The organism is Gordonia sp. CNJ-863, assembly GCF_001942325.1.
GTDB lineage: Bacteria > Actinomycetota > Actinomycetes > Mycobacteriales > Mycobacteriaceae > Gordonia > Gordonia alkanivorans.
On record NZ_MKKG01000044.1, the window covers coordinates 18822 to 39879 of the forward strand.

Annotated in this window: 20 protein-coding genes and 1 pseudogene; 6 read left to right on the forward strand and 15 right to left on the reverse strand. The window is 67.0% G+C overall.

Annotated elements, in window-relative coordinates; all coding sequences use genetic code 11:
- Nucleotides 1-25: 25 nt before the first annotated feature.
- Genes BJF87_RS18455 through BJF87_RS18475 form a run of 5 tightly spaced genes read right to left on the reverse strand, consistent with a single transcriptional unit; the run spans nucleotide 26 to nucleotide 4512 of the window.
- Nucleotides 26-1516 carry a glutamine synthetase family protein gene (locus BJF87_RS18455; RefSeq protein ID WP_006357781.1) on the reverse strand — a complete coding sequence of 497 codons (1491 nt, stop codon included), beginning with the start codon at nucleotides 1514-1516 and terminating at the stop codon, nucleotides 26-28.
- 56 nt (nucleotides 1517-1572) lie between these two features.
- The gene (locus tag BJF87_RS18460; RefSeq protein WP_006357780.1) at nucleotides 1573-2262 is read right to left on the reverse strand and encodes a type 1 glutamine amidotransferase; all 690 of its coding nucleotides are present in this window, start codon (nucleotides 2260-2262) and stop codon (nucleotides 1573-1575) included.
- Entirely contained in the window at nucleotides 2259-2567 is a 309-nt protein-coding gene (locus BJF87_RS18465) for a hypothetical protein (RefSeq protein WP_006357779.1), read from the reverse strand. Before BJF87_RS18465 ends, BJF87_RS18460 begins: the two co-directional genes overlap by 4 nt.
- A gap of 2 nt (nucleotides 2568-2569) precedes the next feature.
- Nucleotides 2570-3169, reverse strand: coding sequence for an aromatic-ring-hydroxylating dioxygenase subunit beta (locus BJF87_RS18470; RefSeq protein WP_006357778.1), 600 nt, complete (start codon nucleotides 3167-3169; stop codon nucleotides 2570-2572).
- Nucleotides 3166-4512 (reverse strand): Rieske 2Fe-2S domain-containing protein, encoded by a 1347-nt coding sequence (locus BJF87_RS18475; RefSeq protein WP_075863711.1) that lies wholly within the window; start codon nucleotides 4510-4512, stop codon nucleotides 3166-3168. Before BJF87_RS18475 ends, BJF87_RS18470 begins: the two co-directional genes overlap by 4 nt.
- Before the next feature lie 193 nt (nucleotides 4513-4705).
- Here BJF87_RS18475 and BJF87_RS18480 point away from each other — a divergent pair, with 193 nt between their 5' ends.
- Both BJF87_RS18480 and BJF87_RS18485 read left to right on the forward strand, forming a co-directional pair.
- Nucleotides 4706-5611, forward strand: coding sequence for a MurR/RpiR family transcriptional regulator (locus tag BJF87_RS18480; protein ID WP_075863712.1), 906 nt, complete (start codon nucleotides 4706-4708; stop codon nucleotides 5609-5611).
- Nucleotides 5612-5769: 158 nt separating this feature from the next.
- Nucleotides 5770-6600 (forward strand): aldo/keto reductase, encoded by an 831-nt coding sequence (locus BJF87_RS18485; protein ID WP_006357775.1) that lies wholly within the window; start codon nucleotides 5770-5772, stop codon nucleotides 6598-6600.
- Nucleotides 6601-6668: 68 nt separating this feature from the next.
- Here BJF87_RS18485 and BJF87_RS18490 read toward each other — a convergent pair.
- Nucleotides 6669-7450: pseudogene (locus BJF87_RS18490) on the reverse strand (class I SAM-dependent methyltransferase).
- Nucleotides 7451-7565: 115 nt separating this feature from the next.
- Nucleotides 7566-8348: a sulfite exporter TauE/SafE family protein gene (locus BJF87_RS18495; protein WP_075863713.1), complete on the reverse strand. Its 783-nt coding sequence runs from the start codon at nucleotides 8346-8348 to the stop codon at nucleotides 7566-7568.
- A gap of 383 nt (nucleotides 8349-8731) precedes the next feature.
- On the opposite strand from BJF87_RS18495, the gene BJF87_RS18500 reads away from it, so the two are divergent.
- On the forward strand, nucleotides 8732-9868 hold the full coding sequence (locus tag BJF87_RS18500) for an IS30 family transposase (RefSeq protein WP_232283164.1): 1137 nt from the start codon (nucleotides 8732-8734) through the stop codon (nucleotides 9866-9868).
- A gap of 120 nt (nucleotides 9869-9988) precedes the next feature.
- Here BJF87_RS18500 and BJF87_RS18505 read toward each other — a convergent pair whose 3' ends face one another.
- Nucleotides 9989-10948, reverse strand: a complete 960-nt coding sequence (locus BJF87_RS18505; protein WP_187346520.1) for a DUF808 domain-containing protein — start codon at nucleotides 10946-10948, stop codon at nucleotides 9989-9991.
- Between the two features lie 300 nt (nucleotides 10949-11248).
- Here BJF87_RS18505 and BJF87_RS18510 point away from each other — a divergent pair, with 300 nt between their 5' ends.
- Entirely contained in the window at nucleotides 11249-12538 is a 1290-nt protein-coding gene (locus BJF87_RS18510; RefSeq protein ID WP_006359597.1) for a bifunctional 3,4-dihydroxy-2-butanone-4-phosphate synthase/GTP cyclohydrolase II, read from the forward strand.
- Here BJF87_RS18510 and BJF87_RS18515 read toward each other — a convergent pair.
- The 3 genes from BJF87_RS18515 to BJF87_RS18525 are packed head-to-tail and all read right to left on the reverse strand — an operon-like array spanning nucleotide 12535 to nucleotide 15142.
- A complete protein-coding gene (locus tag BJF87_RS18515) occupies nucleotides 12535-13281 on the reverse strand; it encodes a GntR family transcriptional regulator (RefSeq protein WP_075863715.1) in 747 nt (248 codons plus the stop codon). The two genes, BJF87_RS18510 and BJF87_RS18515, sit on opposite strands and share 4 nt — an antisense overlap.
- A gap of 16 nt (nucleotides 13282-13297) precedes the next feature.
- Nucleotides 13298-14074, reverse strand: coding sequence for a 3-oxoacyl-ACP reductase FabG (fabG, locus tag BJF87_RS18520; RefSeq protein ID WP_075863768.1), 777 nt, complete (start codon nucleotides 14072-14074; stop codon nucleotides 13298-13300).
- 48 nt (nucleotides 14075-14122) lie between these two features.
- Nucleotides 14123-15142 carry a phosphotransferase enzyme family protein gene (locus BJF87_RS18525; RefSeq protein ID WP_075863716.1) on the reverse strand — a complete coding sequence of 340 codons (1020 nt, stop codon included), beginning with the start codon at nucleotides 15140-15142 and terminating at the stop codon, nucleotides 14123-14125.
- A 279-nt stretch (nucleotides 15143-15421) separates the two neighbouring features.
- On the opposite strand from BJF87_RS18525, the gene BJF87_RS18530 reads away from it, so the two are divergent.
- Nucleotides 15422-16744 carry an aspartate aminotransferase family protein gene (locus BJF87_RS18530; protein ID WP_075863717.1) on the forward strand — a complete coding sequence of 441 codons (1323 nt, stop codon included), beginning with the start codon at nucleotides 15422-15424 and terminating at the stop codon, nucleotides 16742-16744.
- A gap of 27 nt (nucleotides 16745-16771) precedes the next feature.
- Here the strand turns inward: BJF87_RS18530 and BJF87_RS18535 are convergent, their stop codons facing one another.
- The 4 genes from BJF87_RS18535 to BJF87_RS18550 all read right to left on the reverse strand — a co-directional run bounded on the left by BJF87_RS18535 (nucleotide 16772) and on the right by BJF87_RS18550 (nucleotide 19600).
- Nucleotides 16772-17557 (reverse strand): SHOCT domain-containing protein, encoded by a 786-nt coding sequence (locus tag BJF87_RS18535; RefSeq protein ID WP_075863769.1) that lies wholly within the window; start codon nucleotides 17555-17557, stop codon nucleotides 16772-16774.
- Nucleotides 17558-17642: 85 nt separating this feature from the next.
- A complete protein-coding gene (locus BJF87_RS18540) occupies nucleotides 17643-18149 on the reverse strand; it encodes a flavin reductase family protein (RefSeq protein WP_075863718.1) in 507 nt (168 codons plus the stop codon).
- Nucleotides 18146-18661, reverse strand: a complete 516-nt coding sequence (locus BJF87_RS18545; protein WP_075863770.1) for an NADPH-dependent FMN reductase — start codon at nucleotides 18659-18661, stop codon at nucleotides 18146-18148. The genes BJF87_RS18540 and BJF87_RS18545 overlap by 4 nt, the downstream gene beginning before the upstream one ends.
- An 84-nt stretch (nucleotides 18662-18745) precedes the next feature.
- A complete protein-coding gene (locus BJF87_RS18550) occupies nucleotides 18746-19600 on the reverse strand; it encodes a GntR family transcriptional regulator (protein WP_075863719.1) in 855 nt (284 codons plus the stop codon).
- Between the two features lie 296 nt (nucleotides 19601-19896).
- Between BJF87_RS18550 and BJF87_RS18555 the strand changes: the two genes are divergently transcribed.
- Nucleotides 19897-21057 (forward strand): ABC transporter permease, encoded by a 1161-nt coding sequence (locus BJF87_RS18555; RefSeq protein WP_040004230.1) that lies wholly within the window; start codon nucleotides 19897-19899, stop codon nucleotides 21055-21057.
- Nucleotide 21058: the final 1 nt, after the last annotated feature.

The window sequence follows — 21058 nt, forward strand, 5'->3', positions numbered from 1 at the left end:
CCTGTTGCGATCTGTCGGTCCGAACTCAGAAGAGTTCGAAGTACTCGCGGTGCTCCCAGTCGGTCACGCCGTTGACGTAGGTCGACTCGTCCGGGTTCTCGGCGACCCACGCGTCGTACCGGCTGACCTCGCTGCGCTTCATCGTGACCAGGTAGTCGATGAATCCGTCCCCGAAAGCCTTGCGGTAGAACCCGTCCTGCTCGAGCACGTCGATGGCCTCGGCCAGCGAACCCGGCAGCTGGGGAACGTCGGCGCTGTACGGGTCATCGCTGACCGGACCGGGGTCGGTGCGGTTGAGGATGCCGTCGAGACCGGCGGCGGCCTGGGCCGCGATGTAGAGATAGGGGTTGGCCGCGGAGTCCCCGACGCGGTTCTCCACGTGAGAGGCCATGTCCCCCGGGGCGCTGATGACGCGCATCATCGCGGCACGGTTGTCCTGCCCCCAGGCGAGGCGGTCCGGGGCAAGCGAGTACGGCCGACGACGGCGGTAACCGTTGATCGTCGGGGTGGTGAACACCGACGCCGCCGCACCGTGGGCGAGGGTGCCGCCGACGTAGTTGACACCGAGTTCGGAGAGGGGGGTGTCGCCGGTGGGGACCATCAGGTTCGCGCCGGTCTCCTTGTCCGCGACCGACGTGTGCAGGTGCCAGCCGTTGGCGTAGAAGCCCGCGATCGCGGGTGTGCACATGAAGGATGCGAGATGGCCGTTGCGCTTGGCGATCTGCTTGGTCGTGGTGCGGAACAATGCTGCCGCGTCGGCGGCTGCCAGCCCGTCGAGGATGTCGAAGGTGGTCTCCATCTGGCTGGGCGCCCACTCGTCGTCGAACGAACGGATCGGCAAGCCCATGTCCGACAGTGCGTTCCGGATCGGACGCAGGATGTCGTCGACCTCGTCGAGGTGGTCGACGAGCAGGTAGTTGTAGCCGCGCGCGACCGGAGCGACTGACGGCGGGTCGGCCGGGGAGCCGGGTGCGCCCAGCGAACATGTGCCCAGCCCGTTGTCGACGACCTTGGTGAGGTACCACTCCATCTCGATGCCGGCGACCAGCTTGTAGCCGTTCGACGCCATCTCGGCCAGCGTGTTCTTCAGGATGGTGCGCGGTGCGAGCGGGAACGGCTTGCCATCGGACATGTAGAGGTCGCAGAAGACCAGGGCCGTCTTCTCGGCCCACGGCAACACGGTGAAGGTGCCGGGGTCGGGGACCATCTTGACGTTCGGGCTGCCGCCGAGGCCGTCGAAGTCGAACCCGCCGTCGGGGCTGAACGGGTTGAACACGATGGCGTTGGCGGTGTCGAAGAAGAACGGGGCCATGGTGATCTCGTTGCCGGCCTTCATCGCGGCCAAGAATGCCGGGACGGTGAGGGCCTTGCCGCGCAGCAGACCGTGCTGGTCGGGCCAGACCACGCGGACGACCTCGATGCCCTCGCGGTTGATGGTGTCGATGGCGTGCTCTGCCGCACGGTGGTCTTCGGGTCGGTACAGGTCGTACTTCTCGACGAACTTCGCTGCGGTCATGAGAACCTCCTGGAGTGGTGACGGGTGGTGCGGATCTGGTCGGGATGGTCGATCGATCAGGGGTGGGCGGGATCTCGTACCGGCACGTCGTCGAGCCAGGTGTCGAGGAGGCGGCGCCCCGGTTGGGGACCGCCGGTCGGGATGGATTCGCGGATGGCGTCGACGTCGACGCCGAACTGTCGGAGTTTGGGTCCCTCGAGGGCGAGTAGGGCGTCGATGCCCGCACCGTCGAGTTCGGGATGGAACTGGATCGCCGTGGACGTTCCGAGGCGCCAGGCCTGGAGGTAATGGTCACTGCGGGCCAGGATCTCCGCGTCCGGCGGAGGGTCCGCCGAATCGGAGTGGAAGGAGAAGAACGTGCCGTTGAGCAACGACTTCGGGTTGGTCGCAATGACATCGATGAAACCGCACTCCAGGCCGCTGTCCCCGGGACGCGATCGCCCACCGAGCGCGTCGGCGAGCAATTGCGAACCGAGACACAGGCCGAGAAGCGGGATCTCGCGTGCATGGACGTCACGAAGGTAGGCGACCTCGTCGGCGAGGTACGGATGGCTCTCGCCGTCATAAGCGCTCTGCGGCCCACCGAGCACGACGAGCGCCTCGACAACGTCGGCGTCGGGTAGCGGATCCCCACGGAAGGGCCCGACCACCGACATCGTCCAGCCGCCGGCGACCGCGGATTCCTCGAGGACTCCGATCGACGGATTGTTCACGTGGGTGATCACGGTGAGCGTACGGGTACTCATGGTTGTGGCCTCGCCTCGATCGGCGTCGACCACGGTTGCCAGTGATCGATCTTGGCGAGGGCGGCGAGGAGTTCCGTCGCCGCAGTCCGGTCGATCGCCACCCAGTCGCTACCGGGGGCCACCCCGTACGGGGTGTAGTCCCAGATGTCGAGGGCGCGCACCGCGGCCACGAGAGGCCGTGAAGCGGCGACCTCGCGCTCGATACGTCCCACCCGTGCGCGCAGCAGTTCCAGCTCGGCGGTCAGCGTGTCGACTGCCTGGGCGAGATCGGCTTGCCCGGCGGCGGACGAGGTTTCGATATCCATGGTCAGAACACCAGGGTCAGGTTCTCGTGATACTGCTCGGAGTCGATGAGGTTGACCGACTTGAGCCGAATCCGCCAGCCGTCGTCGGTCTCGCGCAGCACATGCCCGTACCAGCCGGTGTAGGTCTTCGCGGTGCCCGCGCGCATCTCGTGGACGACGAAGTTGGAGCGCACGTACCGGAGCCCGTCTGGATGGTCGAGACATTCGACGTTGGTGATCAGTCGTCGTGTGCGTGACGGCGGCAGCTGGCTGTAGGCCAGACCGGTCCGCAACCAGTAGACGCGGTCGGTGAGACGACGATGGTCGTCGAAGGCGTGACTGACCTCGCGACGGGGGTCGCCACCACCGGCCGTGACCGGAACCCAGTACAGGCAGTCCCCGGTGAACAGGTCGAGCCAGTCGTTGAACCGGCCACTGTCGATCAGACGGGCCTCGGCGAACAGGAACGACTGCGCGCCATGCCATTCGGTCGGCTGTGAGACCGGCCAGTCGTCGGCCAGGACCTGCCGGAATCGGTCGAGCTCGTCGTACCAGTCGGCGTCGACGTGGTAGGAGAACGACGACGTGTCGGCGTAGGTGTCCGGGAGGCGGTCGAGATTCATCGCTGTGCTCCTCGCATCCGGCGCTGCCACTCCTCGTAGTAGCCGCGCATGTGGATCTCGTCGGTGACCGCGCTGCGGATCACGCCGTCGTGCTCGATGGTCTGCCAGTCGGTGTCGAGGCCGCGGTTCATGAATACCCACTCGGCTTCCGGCGCGGCCAGACCGCGTTGCGCCTCTTCGAAATTGGCCTGGTCGTCGGGTTCGCCGAAAGCGGGGAAGTCCTCTTGGGAGCGCATCCGCATGGTGTTGATCTCGTCGGGGACACCGCCGATCGAGGTGGCATGCCAGGTGAGCTGGGTGCGGTCGACCGCGAGCGGCTCGACGACCTGGATCTGGTTTCCGATGACCAGCAGGTTGGGGAAGATGCTCAGGTTGATCTGCGCACCGATGGCCAGGTCGAGGAGCCGGTCGGCGTCGTCACCGTGTTCGGCGCGCACCTTCTCCTCGAACCGCTCGCGGCCCGGCTGGGGGCGCTGATTGGCCCAGAAGCTGCCCGGGCCCTCGTACACGGGGCGCTGATCGATGACGCTGTGCCCGTTGCCCAGCGAGTACACCTTCATCGGCCCGTCGTCGGGGGTCTTGCCGAAGTACGACATGTCCTTCGAATCGCCCATACGAGAGGCCATTTCGAGCAGGGAACGGTGGGAGAACGCGGGATGGTAACCGTCGCCGGCATTGTCGAACGCCAGCTTCCAGTTGCCGCGGTAGCCCATCCGGTAGGCCGCGGACTTCACCACGACCTCACTGGTGGGGGAGCGGTCGATCCAGTAGTCGAGCCAGGGCCGGGCGTGTCCGAGCCACTCGTCGACCGGAGGGGCGTCGGCGTTCATCGTGCCGAAGATGAAGCCGCGGTAACTCTCCACCTTCGAGACGACGGTGAGGCCGAACCGCTCCTTGTCGAGTTCGCCGTACCCCGACGGCCACGGTGCGCCGACCAGTTCACCGGTGTTCCGGAACGTCCAGCCGTGGTACGGGCACTGGAAGCTCTTCGCGGTGCCCGACTCCTCGCGGCACACCGTCGCCGCACGGTGGGCGCATCGGTTGAAGACCGCGTGCAGGCCACCCTTGCGATCGCGGGTGACGATGACGGGTCGCAGGCCCATGCGGACCGACAGGAACGAGTTGGGGTCGGGTACCTGGGACTCGTGGGCGAGGTACACCCACGACTGACCGCCGAAGACCTTCACCATCTCCTCGTCGAAGACGGCGGGGTCGACGTAGAGCGTGCGGTGGACGCGGTCGTGCTGGATGAGATCGGACCATCGGTCATCGAGGGGGGTGGTCGTCTGCGGCGCATCCCATGAGGTGGCGGGTGCGTGCGACGGGCTGTTCTGCAAGGTCATCGCTGCTTCCTGGTCGAGCTGAACCGGGGGATGCGAGCGACGTTACATCCGTTACGCGGGATTGTGTAGGCGTAACATGTAAAACGTTTGTTTCCGGGTATTTGGACTCTTGCCCGTCTAAGATGCGCGGATCGTGGGCGTGGGCAGCGGTCTCGGTCCGTCCCGACCCGACCACGACAACTAGACTTCGCCCATGGCTCAGGGTGCACCGCTGGAGGGGACCGTCGCGCAACGCATCCGTCAGGTACGCGGATCGTTGGCCCCCGGTGAACTTCGGGTGGTCGCGGCCCTCACCGACGGGTATCCCACCGCAGGTCTCGTTCCCATCGCGCAACTCGCGGCGGAGGCGCAGGTCTCCGCGCCGACGGCGTTGCGCCTGGTGAGCAAACTCGGCTTCCCCGGCTACGGCGCGTTCCAGGAGTCCCTGCGCGCGGAGGTTCAGACGCGGTTGTTCTCCCCGGTGACGGTGTACCCGACCGACGATCCCGGCGTCGACCGGGCCGGGCCGGCGGATGACGCCGACCTCGCCGATGCGCTGGCGCTCTACACCGACGGTGTCCGGGCGACCATCAACAATCTGTCGCGGGCCGACCTGGCCGGCGCGGTTGCCGCGCTCGCCGACACCGATCGGCGCGTGATGCTCCTGGGCGGCCGGTTCACCTCGGTGCTGGCCGCCGAGTTACACCAGTATCTCCGGATGCTCCGGTCGGGTGTCGTTCTGGTGCAACCGAATTCGGGCGACCGGATGGCCGCGATGACCGATGTCGACGATCGCACCGTGGCTGTCCTCTTCGACTACCGGCGGTACCAGCAGACCACGATCGAATGGGGACTGCGCGCTGCCGAGCGCGGCGCGGAACTCGTGTTGATCACCGACGTCTACCTGTCACCGCTGGCGTCGCAGGCCGCGTCGGTCCTGACGACCAGTCACACCGGTCCGGGCCCCTTCGATTCCATGGCGCACGGCTTCGTCCTCACCGAGCTGCTGGTCTCGCTGGTGACGAAAGAGCTCGGGGAGCCGGCCCGCGACCGGCTCGCCGACTTCGAGGAGATGCAGCTCGCCGAGGAACGGCAGCGTCGCCTTCCGCGTAAGGGTTGACGCATCGGAGCAGGTCAGGGGTGGTCAGGAATATCCCCCGCCTCCGCGTGCCTTGAACCTGAACATGGTCGTGCGAGTCCGGGCCCGCGTGTCGGATGACCGGCGACCCGCCTGTCGAGGTAGGCCTCGTCTCGCTGCAACGAAAGGACAGATCGCGTATGACAGTCCCCAACATCACGCTCAACAACGGCATCACCATCCCTCAGTTGGGATTCGGCGTGTTCCAGGTTCCGCCGGAGGACACCAGGGCCGCGACGCTGACCGCTTTCGAGGTCGGCTACCGGCACATCGACACCGCCGAGATGTACGGCAACGAGAAGGGCGTCGGCGAGGCGCTGCGCGAGTCAGGCCTCGCTCGCGACGAGGTCTTCATCACCAGCAAGCTCAACAACGGATTTCACGACTTCGACGACGCGCTCGAGGCGCTCGACAAGACCAATGCCGACCTCGGGGTCGACCAGGTCGATCTGTTCCTGATCCACTGGCCGCTGCCCGACGTGGGTGATTACGTCCAGACCTGGAAGGCACTGGAAAAGGCCTACGCCGACGGCAAGGCCCGCGCCATCGGCGTCTCGAACTTCCAGCAGGCGCACCTGCGGCGCCTGTTCGACGAAACCGACGTGGTTCCGGCCGTGAACCAGATCGAGGTCCATCCGTACCTGTCGCAGAATCCTCTGCGGGCCTTCAATTTCGAGCACGGTATCGCCACCGAGGCATGGTCACCCATTGCGCAGGGCAAGGTCGTCGACGACCCGGTCATCACGAAGATCGCGGAGGCCAAGGGACGTTCGGCCGCCCAGGTCACGCTCCGGTGGCACATCCAGCGCGGCGACATCGTTTTCCCCAAGTCGGTGACGCGCGCCCGCGTCGAGGAGAACTTCGCGCTCTTCGACTTCGAGCTGTCCGACGACGAGGTCTCGGCGATCGAGGGCCTCAACGCCGATGAGCGCATCGGCCCCGATCCGGACACGTTCAACTACATCCCCTGACCTGACCTGTCGGGGCGCTAGCGGGCGGACCACCTGAACAGGTGGCCCGCCCGTCTTCTGCCTTCTCCTCAGTGGCCGGCTCGTCTGGTCAGCGAGGCACGCAACTGGCTGAACCGGAAAAACGCGGGTTCGCCGACCGTCGACTGGTATCTCTCGATCACCTCGGCGACGAACCGGCCGGTCTCCGAGTCGGGGAGCCGGTTCGTCCAGTCCGGGGAGCCGACGGTGAACCAGGCGTGGAAGTCCTCGACGGAATCGAACGTCCAGGACAGGTTCTTCACCGTCAGGTCGTCGACGGTGAAGCCGGCTGCGGTGGCGAGTTCACCGAAACGGGCGGGCTCCACATGTTCGTACGGCGCGTCGAATGCCTCGAAACTTCCGGCCCACTGCGGATCGGTCGCGACCTGCATGGCGACGTCCTCGATGCTCGGCCGGTCGGTCGCGCAGACCATCTGCAGCACCGCGCGCCCGCCGTCGACGAGGCATCGCGCAATCTGCCGCAACGCCTCTCCCTGGTCGTGCACCCAGTGCAGGGCGTTGAAGGAGACCGCGATGTCGAAGTCCTGGTCGAATGGCAAGGCCAGCACGTCGTCGACGTGGAACTGAACACGCAGCGTGTCGAATGGCACCCGCGCCAGGGCACGGTCGATCATCCGGTGGGAGGCGTCGACGCCGACCACCGATCCCTCGGGCAATCGCTCTGCCAGCAGCATCGTGATGAACCCGTCCCCGCAGCCGACGTCGAGCAGACGTTCGTTCCCGATGAGCGCGAGACCGGAGATCGACTCCTCGGCGACCATGCGTTGGAGCCACTCACCTCCGCGTACCGTGCACCATCCCAGTCGACCATCGCTTCTCCCGCCGTCGGAGCATCGGCCTCCATCGTCCACGGCGGCCGTCGGGTGTGGGCGGGTTCGCGCGAAACCGGCAGTGCGACCCCCATCTTCGGGACAGGCCGCTCTGACTCACGCCAGCAGCCGCCACAGCCCGATCAGACCGACGACGACGATCACCCCGCGAAGCGCGCGGGGTGAGAGTCGTCGACCGTATCGCGCTCCGACAACACCGCCGAGCAGGGAACCCACCGCGATGACCCCGGCCGCGGACCAGTCGATCCGGTCGAAGGCGACCAGCGTGTAGGTGACCGCCGCAACGACGTTCACCACCAGGGAGAGCAGGTTCTTGGCGGCGTTCATCCGCTGCAGGTGGTCGGGGACGACGACGCCGAGGATCGCCATCAGCAAGATGCCCTGGGCGGCGGTGAAGTAGCCGCCGTAGACGCCGACCGCGAATGTGCCCGCCACCATTGCGGCGATGCGCAGAGGGGTCAGGTGGGGGCGGCCCACCCCGGTGGGGGAGATCGATCGATGGCCGACCCACTTCTGGATGCGCGGTTGCGCGACCACGAGGACCAGCGCGGCGATCAGGAGCACCGGCACGATCGTCTCGAACACCGTCTCCGGCAGGTGCAGAAGCAGCCAGCAGCCGACGATCGCACCGACGAACGACGCGGGTATCTGCCACCGCAGCTGCGGCCACTGCCCCTCGAGTTCACGCCGATAGCCCCACGTCCCGGAGACGCCGCCGGCGACGAGGCCGATCGCGTTGGACATGGTCGCGGTGACCGGTGGGACCCCGAATGCGACGAGCGTCGGGAAGGTGATCAGGGTGCCGCTACCGACGATCGCGTTGATCGCGCCCGCACCCACACCGGCCAGCAGGACGGCGAACAGTTCCCATGTGCTCACGACTCCTGAGGGTGCCCGGTGCGTCGGGTTGGGTGGTCACCGGGGTGGACACTGCCGGAGATCCGCCCCTCAGAACGGCCCCCGGGATACACCTTGGGTTCTAGTGATCCCCGCAACACCCTGGCTATCAGGGAGTTGCGGGGATCATGGTTTCTGCGGAGTTGAAGGAGCTGTTTTTCGAGGCGTTGGACCGTGAATACGGCAACGTGACAGCAGCGGCGCGCAGTGTGGGAGTCAACGGTGCGACGGCCTATGGGTGGGTTCGTCGAGCCGGTTTACGCGGTCGCGGCAAACGGGGTACTTCGGGGCATCCAGGGCGCGCCCGCTATGACGCACTGCGCGCTGCCGGTGTCTGCCGCCGTGAGGCTGCCAAGCAAGTCGGAGTGCACATCCGCACCGCACGGGACTGGGATAGCGGGATCCGCAAGATCGGCAACGCGCGCCTGCATCCTGATGGCCGTCGCGTCGACTACAAGACTGGTGTGACCACTGTTGACTCGCGACCGTCGCTGGCCCGGATCGAAGCCCCATTGCATCCTCGGTTTCTGACCTTGTCCGAGCGGGAACAGATCGCCGACATGCGTCGGGCCGGCGACTCGCTGCGGGAGATCGGTCGGCAACTGGGTCGGGCGGCGTCGACGATCAAACGAGAAATTGACGCCTATTCCGTTTCTGGGGTGTATCGCCCTCATCGGGCCCAAAGGAACTGGGCGAGTTCGCGTTTACGACCAAAAGACTCCAAGCTGGCGGTCGGTGGACCGTTGCGGGATTACGTTTCGGACAAACTCGCCGTGCAATGGTCTCCCGAACAGATCAGTCACACTTTGATCATCGAGTTCCCCGATGACGAGGCGATGCGAGTGAGTACCGAAACGATCTATCAGGCGATCTACGTCCAAGCCCGGGGCGGGTTGCGCCGCGAACTCGCCGACGCGTTACGCACCGGCCGTACCCACCGCAAACCTCACCGGTCCCCAGATCGACGCACTGCCCGGTTCGTCGACGAGATGGTGATGATTTCCGATCGGCCGGCCGAGGTCGAGGATCGGGCTGTGCCCGGTCATTGGGAGGGTGACCTCATCGTCGGCAGCCGGTCGGAATCGGCGATCGTGACGCTGGTCGAACGCTCGACTCGCTATGTGCTCCTCGGTCATCTACCCGGCGAGCACACGGCCGAAGCAGTCCGTGACGTACTGGTCCCGCTGATCGGTTCTCTGCCCGAGCACCTGCGGGGATCGTTGACCTGGGATCAAGGCTGTGAGATGGCCGCGCACAAGCAGGTCAGCATCGCCACCAATGTGCCCGTCTACTTCTGCGACCCGCATTCACCCTGGCAGCGAGGCTCGAATGAGAACACCAATGGGCTGCTGCGCCAATACTTTCCGAAGGGCACCGACTTATCGGTGCACACTGCCGCAGACCTCGAACTCGTCGCCCAACGACTCAACAGTCGACCACGCAAAACGCTCGACTGGAGAACCCCAGCCGAGCGTCTGCGTGATGTACTTGTACCCGTCTAACCAACCGGTGTTGCGAGGACCCCTAGAATCCGCCCACCCGGTAGAGGGCCGCCGCTGACACAGTGTCGGCGGCCCCGCTGCTGAGGGCGGAACTCGGGGGTGCTTTCCAGCTGGGACCGGTCAGTGAGCCGGGGGGGCCGCGTCCTTCTTCTTGCGCTTGGGGATGACATGGAGAATCGCGACGAGGATCGCGCCCACGATCAGGCCGACGACTGCGGACAGGACGGTTCCGGCCGTCCAGGACAGCACGCCGCCGAAGCCGCCGTGCACCAGTTCGCCGAACCAGTGCTCGACGTGGTGCAACTGGTCGGCGGGCCAGTGGAAGCCGGCCTCACCCACGTTGACGATGAGGATGTGCCCGCCGACCCACAGCATCGCCGCGATGCCGACCACGGTGAGCGTCGACATGATCTTGGGCATCGCGGTGACCAGCCCGCGGCCGATCTTCTGACTGAACGTCGACTCCCGTTGTGCGAGCGCGAGCCCCACGTCGTCCATCTTCACGATGATCGCGACGACGCCGTAGACGAGTGCGGTGATCAGGAACGCGACGACGATCAGAACGCCCAGGCGAGTCCAGAACGGCTCGTCCTCGACCGAGGACAGCGAGATCACCATGATCTCGGCCGAGAGGATCAGATCGGTGCGGATCGCGCCGCTGACCATGTGCTTCTCGAACTCGGGATCGCCCCTCCGGGAGCCCGACTCCTCCTCGTGATGGCCTCCGGCGATCGCCTCGTAGACCTTCTCCGCGCCCTCGTAGCAGAGGAACAAACCACCGGCGATCAACAGGTACGGCAGCGCCTGGGGGAGGAACTGACTGAGGATCATCGCGACGGGCAGGATGACCAGGAGTTTGTTGCGGATCGATCCGATCGCGATCTTGCGGACGATCGGAAGCTCGCGGTCCGGGGTGAACCCGTCGACGTAGCGCGGGGTCACCGCGGTGTCGTCGACGACGACACCCGCAGCTTTCACGCTCGCTTTGCCGGCCGCAGCGCCGATGTCGTCGAGTGACGCGGCGGCGGCACGGGTGAGTGTCGCTATGTCGTCGAGCAAGGCGACGAGACCACTGGCCACGGGGACCTCCCGGTTCGGTGAGCTACATGCTCGATGAGCTTCGGTCATCGAACAGTATGCCGAAGACGACGGCGAGGCCGGTCATCCGTTCGCCCGGATCGGCGTATTGCCCGAATCGGCGGCCTGTGAGTGGCGGAATTCGGCGTCGGGCGCGCGCTGACCTGCGGGGACGCGGGTGCCGACCGGCGAAATTCGCCAGCCACTCGCGGGTTTCCATACCGACACGGAGACGGTGTCGAATGGCGTGCAGGTCGTGGGGACACCACGACGACCATTCTTCGTCGACGTCGAGGAGAACTGATGAACGCCATCGAGAACGCCATCGATGCCCTGCGCGCGGGCCGCCCGGTTCTGGTGACCGACGCCGCCGACCGGGAGAACGAGGGCGACGTCATCCTGGCCGCCGACCGGGTGAGCACCGAGTGGACCGCCTGGACCGTGCGCAACACCTCCGGTCTGCTGTGCGCCCCGATGACAGGCGAGCGTGCGGACATGCTCGAACTGCCGTCGATGGTCACCAACAACGAAGATCCCAAGGCCACCGCCTACACGGTGACCGTCGACGCAGCGGAGGGAGTCACGACGGGCATCTCGGCCGCCGATCGTGCGCTCACGCTGCGCATGTTGGCCGGGGCCGCATCCGGCCCCCGAGACTTCACCCGGCCCGGACACGTACTACCCCTTCGTGCCCGGCCGGGTGGGGTCCTCGAACGTCCCGGACACACCGAGGCCGCCGTCGACCTGTGCACGCTCGCCGACGTCGCCCCGGTCGGCGTGATCGCCGAACTCGTCGCCGCCGACGGTTCGATGATGCGCTACCCGCAGGTCGCCGCGATGGGTTCGCGCATGGGCCTTCCGGTGCTCACCATCGAGGAGCTGGTCAACTACCGCCGTATCCACGACGCGGACCGCTGGTCGGTGGCACCCCGGGTGCGTCGCGGGGCGGAGACGGTCCTGCCGACCCCGACCGGTGAACTCCGCGCGATCGGTTACCGCGACACCGAGACCGGCGCTGAACACATCGCCCTCGTGAGCGCCGGGATGTCCGGAGACCGCCTCGACCTGCGTGCCCCGCTGGTGCGGGTCCACTCCGAATGCCTGACCGGAGAGGCATTCTCGTCGCAGCGATGCGAATGTGGACCGCAACTCGACGCGGCGATCGAACGCATCAGCTACGACGGTGGGGTCGTGGTCTACCTGCGCGGGCACGAGGGCCGGGGAATCGGGCTGCTCAAGAAACTGGCCGCTTACCGGTTGCAGGACCAGGGACTCGACACCGTCGAGGCGAACCTCGAACTCGACGAACCGGTCGACGGACGTGAATACGGCGCCGCTGCAGCCATTCTCGCTGACCTCGGGATCGACCGGGCGCGCGTCATGACCAACAACCCCGACAAGGTCCGCGGACTCACCGACTCCGGGATCGAGGTCACCCAGCGTGTCCCGCTGATCGTGGGCGTGATGCCGGCCAACGTCCGCTACCTCGACGCCAAGCGCCGGCGACTCGGGCACTTGCTGGGCGGCACGTCTGGCGGCGGGTTCGACGCCAGTCAGACCGGCGACTTCTCGGTGGGGTCGCGCGCGAACTAGCTTCCCTTCACCTCGCGGGTCACCGTCGAGGTGGACACGAGTCGGACGCGATCCGCCCGGAAGAGGTCGAAGGAGTACTCGAACGGGATGCCCGCCCAGTCGCGGGACACCCGGGTGATGGCGAGAAGCGGACGGCGGACGCCGATGTCGAGCCAGTCGGCTTCGCGCCCGCTGGCGGCTCCGACCTCGATGGTCTCCGTGGTCTCGGCGGCGGCGAGTCCGTAGTGCGTGCGCAGTAGTTCGTAGAGCGATCCGTCCAGCGGGTGCGCCGGCAGGCCGGGTGCCAGTTCGACGGGGAAGCAGGCCAGGTCCACCGACAGTGGTGCGCTGTCGGCGAGACGGATGCGCCGGATCGCGAACACCTCTGCACTCGAGGTGATCTCGAGGGCGCGCGCCTCGATCAGTGTCGCCGGCCGTCGTTCCACACCGACCACCCGCGTCGCACTGGCGTGTCCGGACTCCGCCAGCAGCTGTGGGAGACTCGATGATTCGGCGGCGTGTCGCTCGACGACATCGGCTCGGATGAATGTTCCTCCGCCGCGGCCGGTTCGGCGTTCCAGGACGCCCGCCCGGCTGAGGGGGAGGAGTGCACTGCGCAGGGTCGATCTCGACACCGAGAACTCCTCGGCCATATCGCGCTCGGTGCCGAGCCGGGCGCCGGGCGTCAAGGTCCCCTGGGCGAGCATCGCCAGGATGCGCCGGCGGACATCCTCGGCGACCGGCCCGCCGCTGGTCTCACCCATCCAGGCGTCGCGTCCGTCAGGCCGGGATCGCGTCCGGTGACTCGGGCAGCACCTGGCCGCCGTCGACCGCGATCGCCTGCCCGGTGATGTAACCGGCCTCGCGGGTGGCGAGGAACGCGGCGAGGTGGCCGATGTCCTCGGGGGTTCCCAGGGCTTTCATCGGGATGGCGCGGGTCATGCCCGCGATGTAGTCCTCACCCATCTCGACGAGCCCCTCGGTCAGGACGTTTCCGGGCATGATCGCGTTGACGGTGATCCCCTGGCCGGCGAGTTCGATTGCGGCCGTGCGCATGAAGCCCAGCTGGGCGGCCTTCGACGCGCCGTAGTGCGACCAGTTGGGGAAGCCGGTGATCGGGCCGGTGATCGACGAGGTGATGATGACCCGGCCGCTACCCGATTCGGCGAGTGCGGACAGGCAGGCCTGCACGGTGAACACCGTGCCCTTCACGTTCACGTCGAGAACCTGGCTCAGGTCCCCGTCGGTCATCGTCGCGAGCGACGCCTCGGGGAAGATGCCGGCGTTCGCGCAGACGACGTCGATCGACCCGACGGTCTCCAGCACGGTCCGGGCCATCTCGTCGCACGACGACCGGTCGCTGACGTCGGTGATGACCCCGACGACCTTGCCGTCTCCCAGACCGTCGAGTTCGGCTACCGCTGAATCGATCTCGGCGGCCGACCGTGCCGCGATCGCGACGTCCGCGCCGGCCCGCGCGAACACCCGGGCGATGCCGCGTCCGATTCCCTTGGTGCCGCCGGTGACGATCACCGATCGGCCGGCCTGGCTGAACATGGTCATGGTGCTCCTCTGATGTGCGTGGTGGGGCGGTGACCGGAGGTGTCAGGCCGCGGATGTCCGGGTGGCGACCCGTCGCAACCACGACCGGTCGTCGAGGTACCTGCGGGCGAGAGCTGCGGTGCCGGAGACGAAGCCGTCGGCGATGCCCAGAGCCGCGTCGGCGTCGGCGTGGGACGCCACCCACGCGGTCAGGTGGATGCGGCGGAGCAGCACGAAGGTCGGGATCATCGCGAGATGAGCGTCCGGCAGCGGTCGGACCGCGGTGTACCCGCGGAGCCAGTCGTCGATGAGGTCCTCGGTCCCGGGCTCGTGTTCGACCCACGAGACGGCGGACCCGAGATCGGCGAGGTGCCAGGACCATCCGCAGTCGTCGAAGTCGATGACGGTGATCGCCGGGAGGTCCGCTTGCGGATCGACCATCAGGTTGGCCAGCCGCAGGTCGGCGTGGACGAGTCCGAACCGATCGGGCCCGCTGCCGAACTGGGTGAGCCGTTCGGTGATGACCCGGACGGCACGGTCGATGTCCGCGCAGTCTTCGGGGGACAGCCCGGGCGCCACTCGCCACTGCCCCCACCGCGCGTCCGGACCGAGGATGGTCTCGACGTCCCAGGTGAACCGGACGAAGTCCGCGGGCGCCGGCCACCTGGAGGCGTGCTCGTGCAGGTGCGCGGTGATCGCGCCGATCGTCGCGAAATCGACGACGCCAGGCGATTCTTCGGCGGTGCACCCCGGCACCACCGTGACGGCGTCCACCAGAAGGGTCCGGCCGTCCACGGTCACATCGACGACTTCGGCACCGTCGGCGGCGGCGACCGGTGTGGGGGTGGACACGGGGCTCTCCGCCCCCAGGGCGGTCATCCACCTCAGTTCGGAGCGGATCGCCTCGATGGAGTGATACCCGGGACGGTGCACGCGCAGAACGAGTCGACGGGCGGGGTCTTCGGCGAGGTAGGTGGCGTTCTCCGACAGACTCAGCAAGCGGAGCGTCGCGGACGGGGCGAAGCCGTAGTGGCGCAACGCCTTCTCCGCGAAGGCGTGATGGTCTGCGGGTAGTCCGGGCACCGGAACAGTGTCACCCGGAATCCGAACGAGAGCAGACCAAAAGGCGATGTTTAACGTGGCCGTAGCGATCGCGGGTCGGCGGAAACGCGGTGGAAACAACCGGGCGCCGACGGCTCGTCGATACGTTGCCCACCAACGCAATACGGCGTAGAAGTGAGGATGACGCCGAGCCGGTCCCGGACCACTGTGCCTGGGCGTACCCGGATGTGGTCCCCATCGAGCAGACCAGAACGTTCGGCGGATCGATCCCGATCACCACTACTCCAAGAAAGACCCCACGTGAGCTTCTCCAACATCATGGATTCCAACAGCTACACCGGTGGTTCGGTGGGGCGGCACGGGGACGGACTCATCGAGGCCCGTGAACGGATGCTCGGGCCGGCGTACCGGTTGTTCTACCGCAAGCCCGTTCACCTCGTGCGCGGCGAGGGGAGTCACCTCTTCGACGCCGACGGGGACCGCTACCTCGACGCCTACAACAACGTGGCGAGCGTCGGACACTGTCATCCGCACGTCGTCGACGCCGTGATGCGGCAGATGACCTCGATCAACACCCACACCCGCTATCTCCACGACGGGATCGTCGACTACTCCGACCGCCTGCTGGACACGCTCGGACCGGGCATCGACCAGGTGATGTACGCGTGCACCGGCTCCGAGGCCAACGACCTGGCGCTGCGGGTCGCGTCGATGCACACCGGGACGACCGGGGTCGTCGTCACCACCGAGGCATACCACGGCAATACCCAGGCGGTGACGGCGATCTCGCCGTCGAACGGAGGGCCGGCGGTGCTCGGTCCCCACGTCCGCACGGTGCCGCCACCCGACCGGCGTGGGACCGGTTCGGCGGCAGAGGCGTTCGCCGATCACGTGCGCCGAGCCGCCGACGATCTACAGGCCGCGGGCTTCGGGCTCAGCTGTCTCATCGTCGACACGATCTTCTCGTCGGACGGCATCTTCGCCGCGCCCGACGTCCTCGCTCCCGCGGTCGCGGCCGTGCGTGAACACGGTGCGGTGTTCATCGCCGACGAGGTGCAGCCCGGCTTCGGCCGAACCGGTGAGGCCATGTGGGGGTTCGACCGGCACGGAGTGCGGCCCGACATCGTCACGATGGGCAAACCCATGGGCAACGGCCTGCCGGTGTCGGCGATGGCCGTTCGGTCCGAGGTCCTCGAGCGATTCGCGTTGACACAGCCCTACTTCAACACTTTCGGGGGCAACCCGGTGTCGATGGCGGCGGCGGCCGCGGTGCTGGACGTCATCGAGAGCGAGGACCTGCCTGCTCACGCGCTCCGGATCGGCGGCCGCCTCCGGGAGGAGATCGCCGGCGTCGCGGCCGAACACGCCGGCGTCGACGACATCCGGGGCACCGGCCTGTACATCGGGGTGGAGATCGTGACCGACGACGGTGCTCCCGACCGGCGGCGCGCCCGCGCGATCGTCGAGGCCATGCGGGACGCCCACGTCCTCATCTCGGTTTGTGGCGAGCACGGCAACGTTCTCAAGATCCGCCCGCCGCTCGTCTTCTCCGACCCGGACGTGGACTGGTTCTGCACGGCACTGGAATCCGCACTGACCACGACACTCACGACCGTGGGCTGATCGGACGGCGCCGGTCAGGTCCTCGGGTCAGAGACGGCTGAGCAGTTCTGCCTTCTTCGACGAGAATTCCTCGTCGGTCAGGATCCCGCGCTGGTGGAGGTCGGCCAGCGACTCGATCGCCGCGACGATGGCGGACGAATTCTGTGCAGGTGCCGCCGGTTCCGGAGTGGCGGCGGGCACCGGCGGCTGCGCGGGTGCGTCCGACGAGGGTGCAGGTGCCGCCACCGGGGTCCCGGCGTCCCGTTGCGGTCCGAGCTCGACGAGGCTCGACACGTCGAAGGTGCCGTACTGGCTGGAGAAGCTCACCGAGCCGTATCCGGAGCCCTGCTGCTGCTGGACGCCCCCGATCCGGTGATCCGCAGTGTCGAAGATCCGCGTGACCCCGGCGACCTGGATGACCAGGCGACGTGTTGCCGGGAACACGGCGTACCGGACGTCGTTCTGGCCCCCGGTGGAGCTGGGCACACCGAGGTCCGCCGGCCACCAGGACCCCGCGGTGACGAAACCGGCGCCCGGCTGCTGCCCCGGCGCGGCCGGGAAGATCGACGTGGTCGTCAGGACGTCGGCGAGTTCGTTGCACAGCGAATCGACCCGGGACTTGAGGGAGTTGTCGAACATGTCGCCGACCATCGTCATGCCGCCGCGCATCCACTGACCGGAGCCGCCGAGTTCGGGGATGTTGAACTGGGCCATGGTGCCACCGCCGGCGTTCACCGCCAGAAGCATCGCCAGAACGGCGTCGCGAGACAGGCCGTACCGGCCGGCGATCTCGATGATGGCGTTCTCTGCTTCAGGTGTCACACGGCTGGTCATCGTGATGTCCTTCGTCGAGGAATGCCCCAACAGGGTACACACGGATCGCCGACGTCCGACGCCACGAATCGACGAGCGGGTCGACTCAGGCGCTGAGCCGCGCGAATGCCGAGCGGTGGAAGACGATCGGTTTTTTCGAGTGATCGTTGGCCAGCCCGGTCACCCGCAGCACGACGATCTCGTGGTCGCCGGCCGTGTGCGAACTCTCGATGGCGCACTCGAAGTGCACCGGGGCGTCAGCGAGGAGCATTGCCCCGCTGGACAACACGGTTGTCTCGACACCGGCAAAACGCTGGTTCTTGTCCTTGGCGGACAGCTGGCGAATCTGGTCGGTGTGGCTCTCGCCCAGCACCGAGACGCCGAGACTGGGCAGCTCGCGCAGGATCGGCCAGGTGGTCGAGCTCTGCTGCACGGCGAACATCACCAGGGGTGGTTCCTGGGAGACGCCGACGGCGAAGGAGGAGGCGACGATGACGGCCGGTTCGGCACCGGACATCCCGGCGAACGCGACGACGCCGGTCGGGAAGGCGCCGAACGCCTTTCGCAGTTCGGTGCTGTCCAGGTCGGTGGTGGGGGTGACGGACGTGGTCATCGGTCACCGGCCGGGACCGTTGCCTTCGTCGAGGCGAGCACGACCGAACCCCAGCGGTCGAACCAGGGCTGGAATGCCTCGGTGTCGTCGTAGAGCTTGTCGACGACGTAGAGACCGGCGGCCGGGACGGTCGCGCCCAGCTCGACGAGCACCGGCTTGAGAAGCAGGTCGGGCGCCAGGTAATGAGCGGGTCCGGCACCCAGCATCAGCGGGATGGCGGTGACGCCCTGGAGGCCGTCACTCGTCGAGAACTGATCGAGGAAGAGCTTCAACAGCCCCGCGTAGGTGGCCTTGAAGGTCGGCGAGGCGAAGACGACGAGGTCGCTGCCCGCAACGGTCTCCACGGCTTCCGCGACCGCGGTGTCTCCCCAGCCGAGCAGGCCTGGACCCAGGTCGACCACGTCGACGACATGGTCGGGTTCCTTGCCGGTCAGGGTCGACGCCAACAGGCTTGCCGCCGTCAGTGTCCTCGATGCAGGCTTCGGATTGCCTGCCACAACGGAAACGATCACGATGCTCCCCTTCGAATGTCGCGAGATGCGTTCTCGTGCAGAGTGCGCGGGCGACATTGCCGATTGGTCAACCGACTATTTCCCCTAGATTGCGCGAGGAGAGCCGATCGCTCCGGGCTGCGGGTCCTGCGATATCCCTTTGGTGCGCAGGGATTCTTCCGCCGAAGAGACCTGGTCGGGCTCCGGGCACCAAGTGACGTCGGAGTTGTCGATCTGCGATTCGAACCGGATCCGATCCGCCCGGAAGCGGTCGAAGACGATCTCCACCGGTGTGCCGTCGGCGGTGGTGTAGAGGATCTCCCGGGACAACAGGGTCTCGCCGGGCCGGACGTCGAGCAGGCGTGCGGTCCGTTCGTCGGCGCGCTCGGCGCCGATGGAGACCGAGGCGCCGCCCGGTGCGACCCCGAAGAACTCGGCGAGTGTCCGTGCCATCGACATCGGCTTGTCCCGAAGGACATTGGGGTCGGCATTGAACCGCGGGGAGAAGTAGGCGCTGCGCATCCCGATGATCTCGTCGTGGGCGATGAAGGAGTTCTCGACGAGACGCACGACGTCGTCGTCGATCTTCAGGCGCTCGCGGATGAGTGGGAAGGCCGGCACGATGCACTGATCGGTCACCTGGATGTGAACCAGTTCGCCGCCGGTTGCGGAGATGTCGTCGAGTGCGACACCCAGATCCCGGCGGTTCACCCGCGTGCCGACACGTGGGCGCCGGATCACGACACCCGTCTCGCTCAACTCGCTCAGCGCCGCGCGCACCGAGCCGCGGCTCGAGTTGAACATGATCATGAGGTCTTCCTCGACCAGTTGCGCGTCGATGTCGATGGTGCCGTTGCGAATCGAGGCGAGTATGAGGTCGCGGACGCGGCGGGACGACACCTGGCGCCCACGCGCGGAACCGCCGCGCGAACGCGGGTGGAATGGGGGTGGTGTCGTCATGGAGATGACTTCCGATCTTCTTCCAACAGCGGGGGCTGAACTGCCGATGGGTTGTGAGTCTAAGGACTCTTGCACGCATCGGCGCGGGCAAGTTGTGTGCGTCACATTCGGCGCGAAAACGACCTTGCCGATGCCGAACGGCCCCTTGACCTGCGGCTACGCGTCAATGGTCACGAATGTGAACCCGCGCAATTGACCAGTCACGCCAGGACGCGGGATTCGAAACAAATCGGCCAGAGGATCAGCACCCAACAGATCGAGACCCAACAGATCGAGTCCTAGATGGGAGGGATCGAGTGACCGTCGATATCAGTGTCGAGCCAGGCATTGCCGGCCCGGGCGCAGTCGATGCACGACATGCGACGACGACCGCCGGTGGCGGTGGTGCCGGGACGAAGGGGTCCGCCGTCAGGGTGGTCCTGTCACGACTTTCCGAGTGGGCGTGGATCGGACGTGCGGCCGGCCGCGGCATCGTCAACCTCCTGATCTTCGTCGTCGTCGCCTTCTTCCTCGTCCAGCTGATCCCGGGTGACCCGCTGGTCTCCGCCTCGGGTGGCCGCCTGTCCGGCGCCGCACTCGAACAGGCGCGGGAGTCATACGGGCTCAACGGATCTCTGTCGACCCAGTACTGGACATATCTGACCTCGCTGATCAGCCTGGACCTCGGCAACTCGATCGCCACCGGCCGCCCGGTCGCCGAGGACATGGCCACCCGGGTCCCCGCGACCCTCGAGCTCATCGGCGCCGGCCTGTTCTTCGCCTGTCTGGTCAGCCTGCCGATGTCCTACCTGGTCGTGACCCGGCCGACCAACCGGTTCTCCAAAGTGCTTCGCTCGTACGCGAGTTCGGCGGGAGCGATCCCCGAGTACGTCGTCGGTATCCTGTTCCTGTTCGTGTTCTTCGCGACGCTGGCCTGGGTTCCGGCGCCGTCCGGACGACTCGACCCGATCCTCATGCCGCCGACCGAGGTGACCGGATTCCCGGTCCTCGACGCATTCATCGCCGGCGACACCGCCGCTGCCAACTCCTACATCGCGCACCTGATCCTGCCGGTCGCGGTGATGACCGTGTCGCACTCCGCGATCCTCGTGAAGTCGCTGGTTCTTGCGCTCGACACCGAGATCGACAGCCCGGCAACGCGGTTCCGGATCGCCTCCGGTGCTCCACGACGAGTGGTCGTCCTGAGCATCTACCGCCGGGCGCTGCCGTCGGCGGTAGCGATGCTCGGCATGATCTTCGGCCTCCTCCTCGGCGGTGCGGTGGTCCTGGAATCGCTCTTCGGTCTCGGTGGCCTGGGTCAGTACGCGGTCGACGCGGTCCGCTCGTCGGACGTGTTCGCCCTCCGGTCCTTCCTGATCGTCATCGCCGGCATGTGTCTGATCGTCTACTTCCTCACCGAGGTGGCCACCGGCCTTCTCGATTCCCGTCGACGCGACTCGCGCAACCCGGAGGTCTGAC

Coding starts and splice junctions, on each gene's coding strand:
- BJF87_RS18455 (WP_006357781.1), bottom strand. CDS start 1,516: ATGACCGCAGCGAAGTTCGTCGAGAAGTACGACCTGTACCGACCCGAA.
- BJF87_RS18460 (WP_006357780.1), bottom strand. CDS start 2,262: ATGAGTACCCGTACGCTCACCGTGATCACCCACGTGAACAATCCGTCG.
- BJF87_RS18465 (WP_006357779.1), bottom strand. CDS start 2,567: ATGGATATCGAAACCTCGTCCGCCGCCGGGCAAGCCGATCTCGCCCAG.
- BJF87_RS18470 (WP_006357778.1), bottom strand. CDS start 3,169: ATGAATCTCGACCGCCTCCCGGACACCTACGCCGACACGTCGTCGTTC.
- BJF87_RS18475 (WP_075863711.1), bottom strand. CDS start 4,512: ATGACCTTGCAGAACAGCCCGTCGCACGCACCCGCCACCTCATGGGAT.
- BJF87_RS18480 (WP_075863712.1), top strand. CDS start 4,706: ATGGCTCAGGGTGCACCGCTGGAGGGGACCGTCGCGCAACGCATCCGT.
- BJF87_RS18485 (WP_006357775.1), top strand. CDS start 5,770: ATGACAGTCCCCAACATCACGCTCAACAACGGCATCACCATCCCTCAG.
- BJF87_RS18510 (WP_006359597.1), top strand. CDS start 11,249: ATGAACGCCATCGAGAACGCCATCGATGCCCTGCGCGCGGGCCGCCCG.
- BJF87_RS18515 (WP_075863715.1), bottom strand. CDS start 13,281: ATGGGTGAGACCAGCGGCGGGCCGGTCGCCGAGGATGTCCGCCGGCGC.
- fabG (WP_075863768.1), bottom strand. CDS start 14,074: ATGTTCAGCCAGGCCGGCCGATCGGTGATCGTCACCGGCGGCACCAAG.
- BJF87_RS18535 (WP_075863769.1), bottom strand. CDS start 17,557: ATGACCAGCCGTGTGACACCTGAAGCAGAGAACGCCATCATCGAGATC.
- BJF87_RS18540 (WP_075863718.1), bottom strand. CDS start 18,149: ATGACCACGTCCGTCACCCCCACCACCGACCTGGACAGCACCGAACTG.
- BJF87_RS18550 (WP_075863719.1), bottom strand. CDS start 19,600: ATGACGACACCACCCCCATTCCACCCGCGTTCGCGCGGCGGTTCCGCG.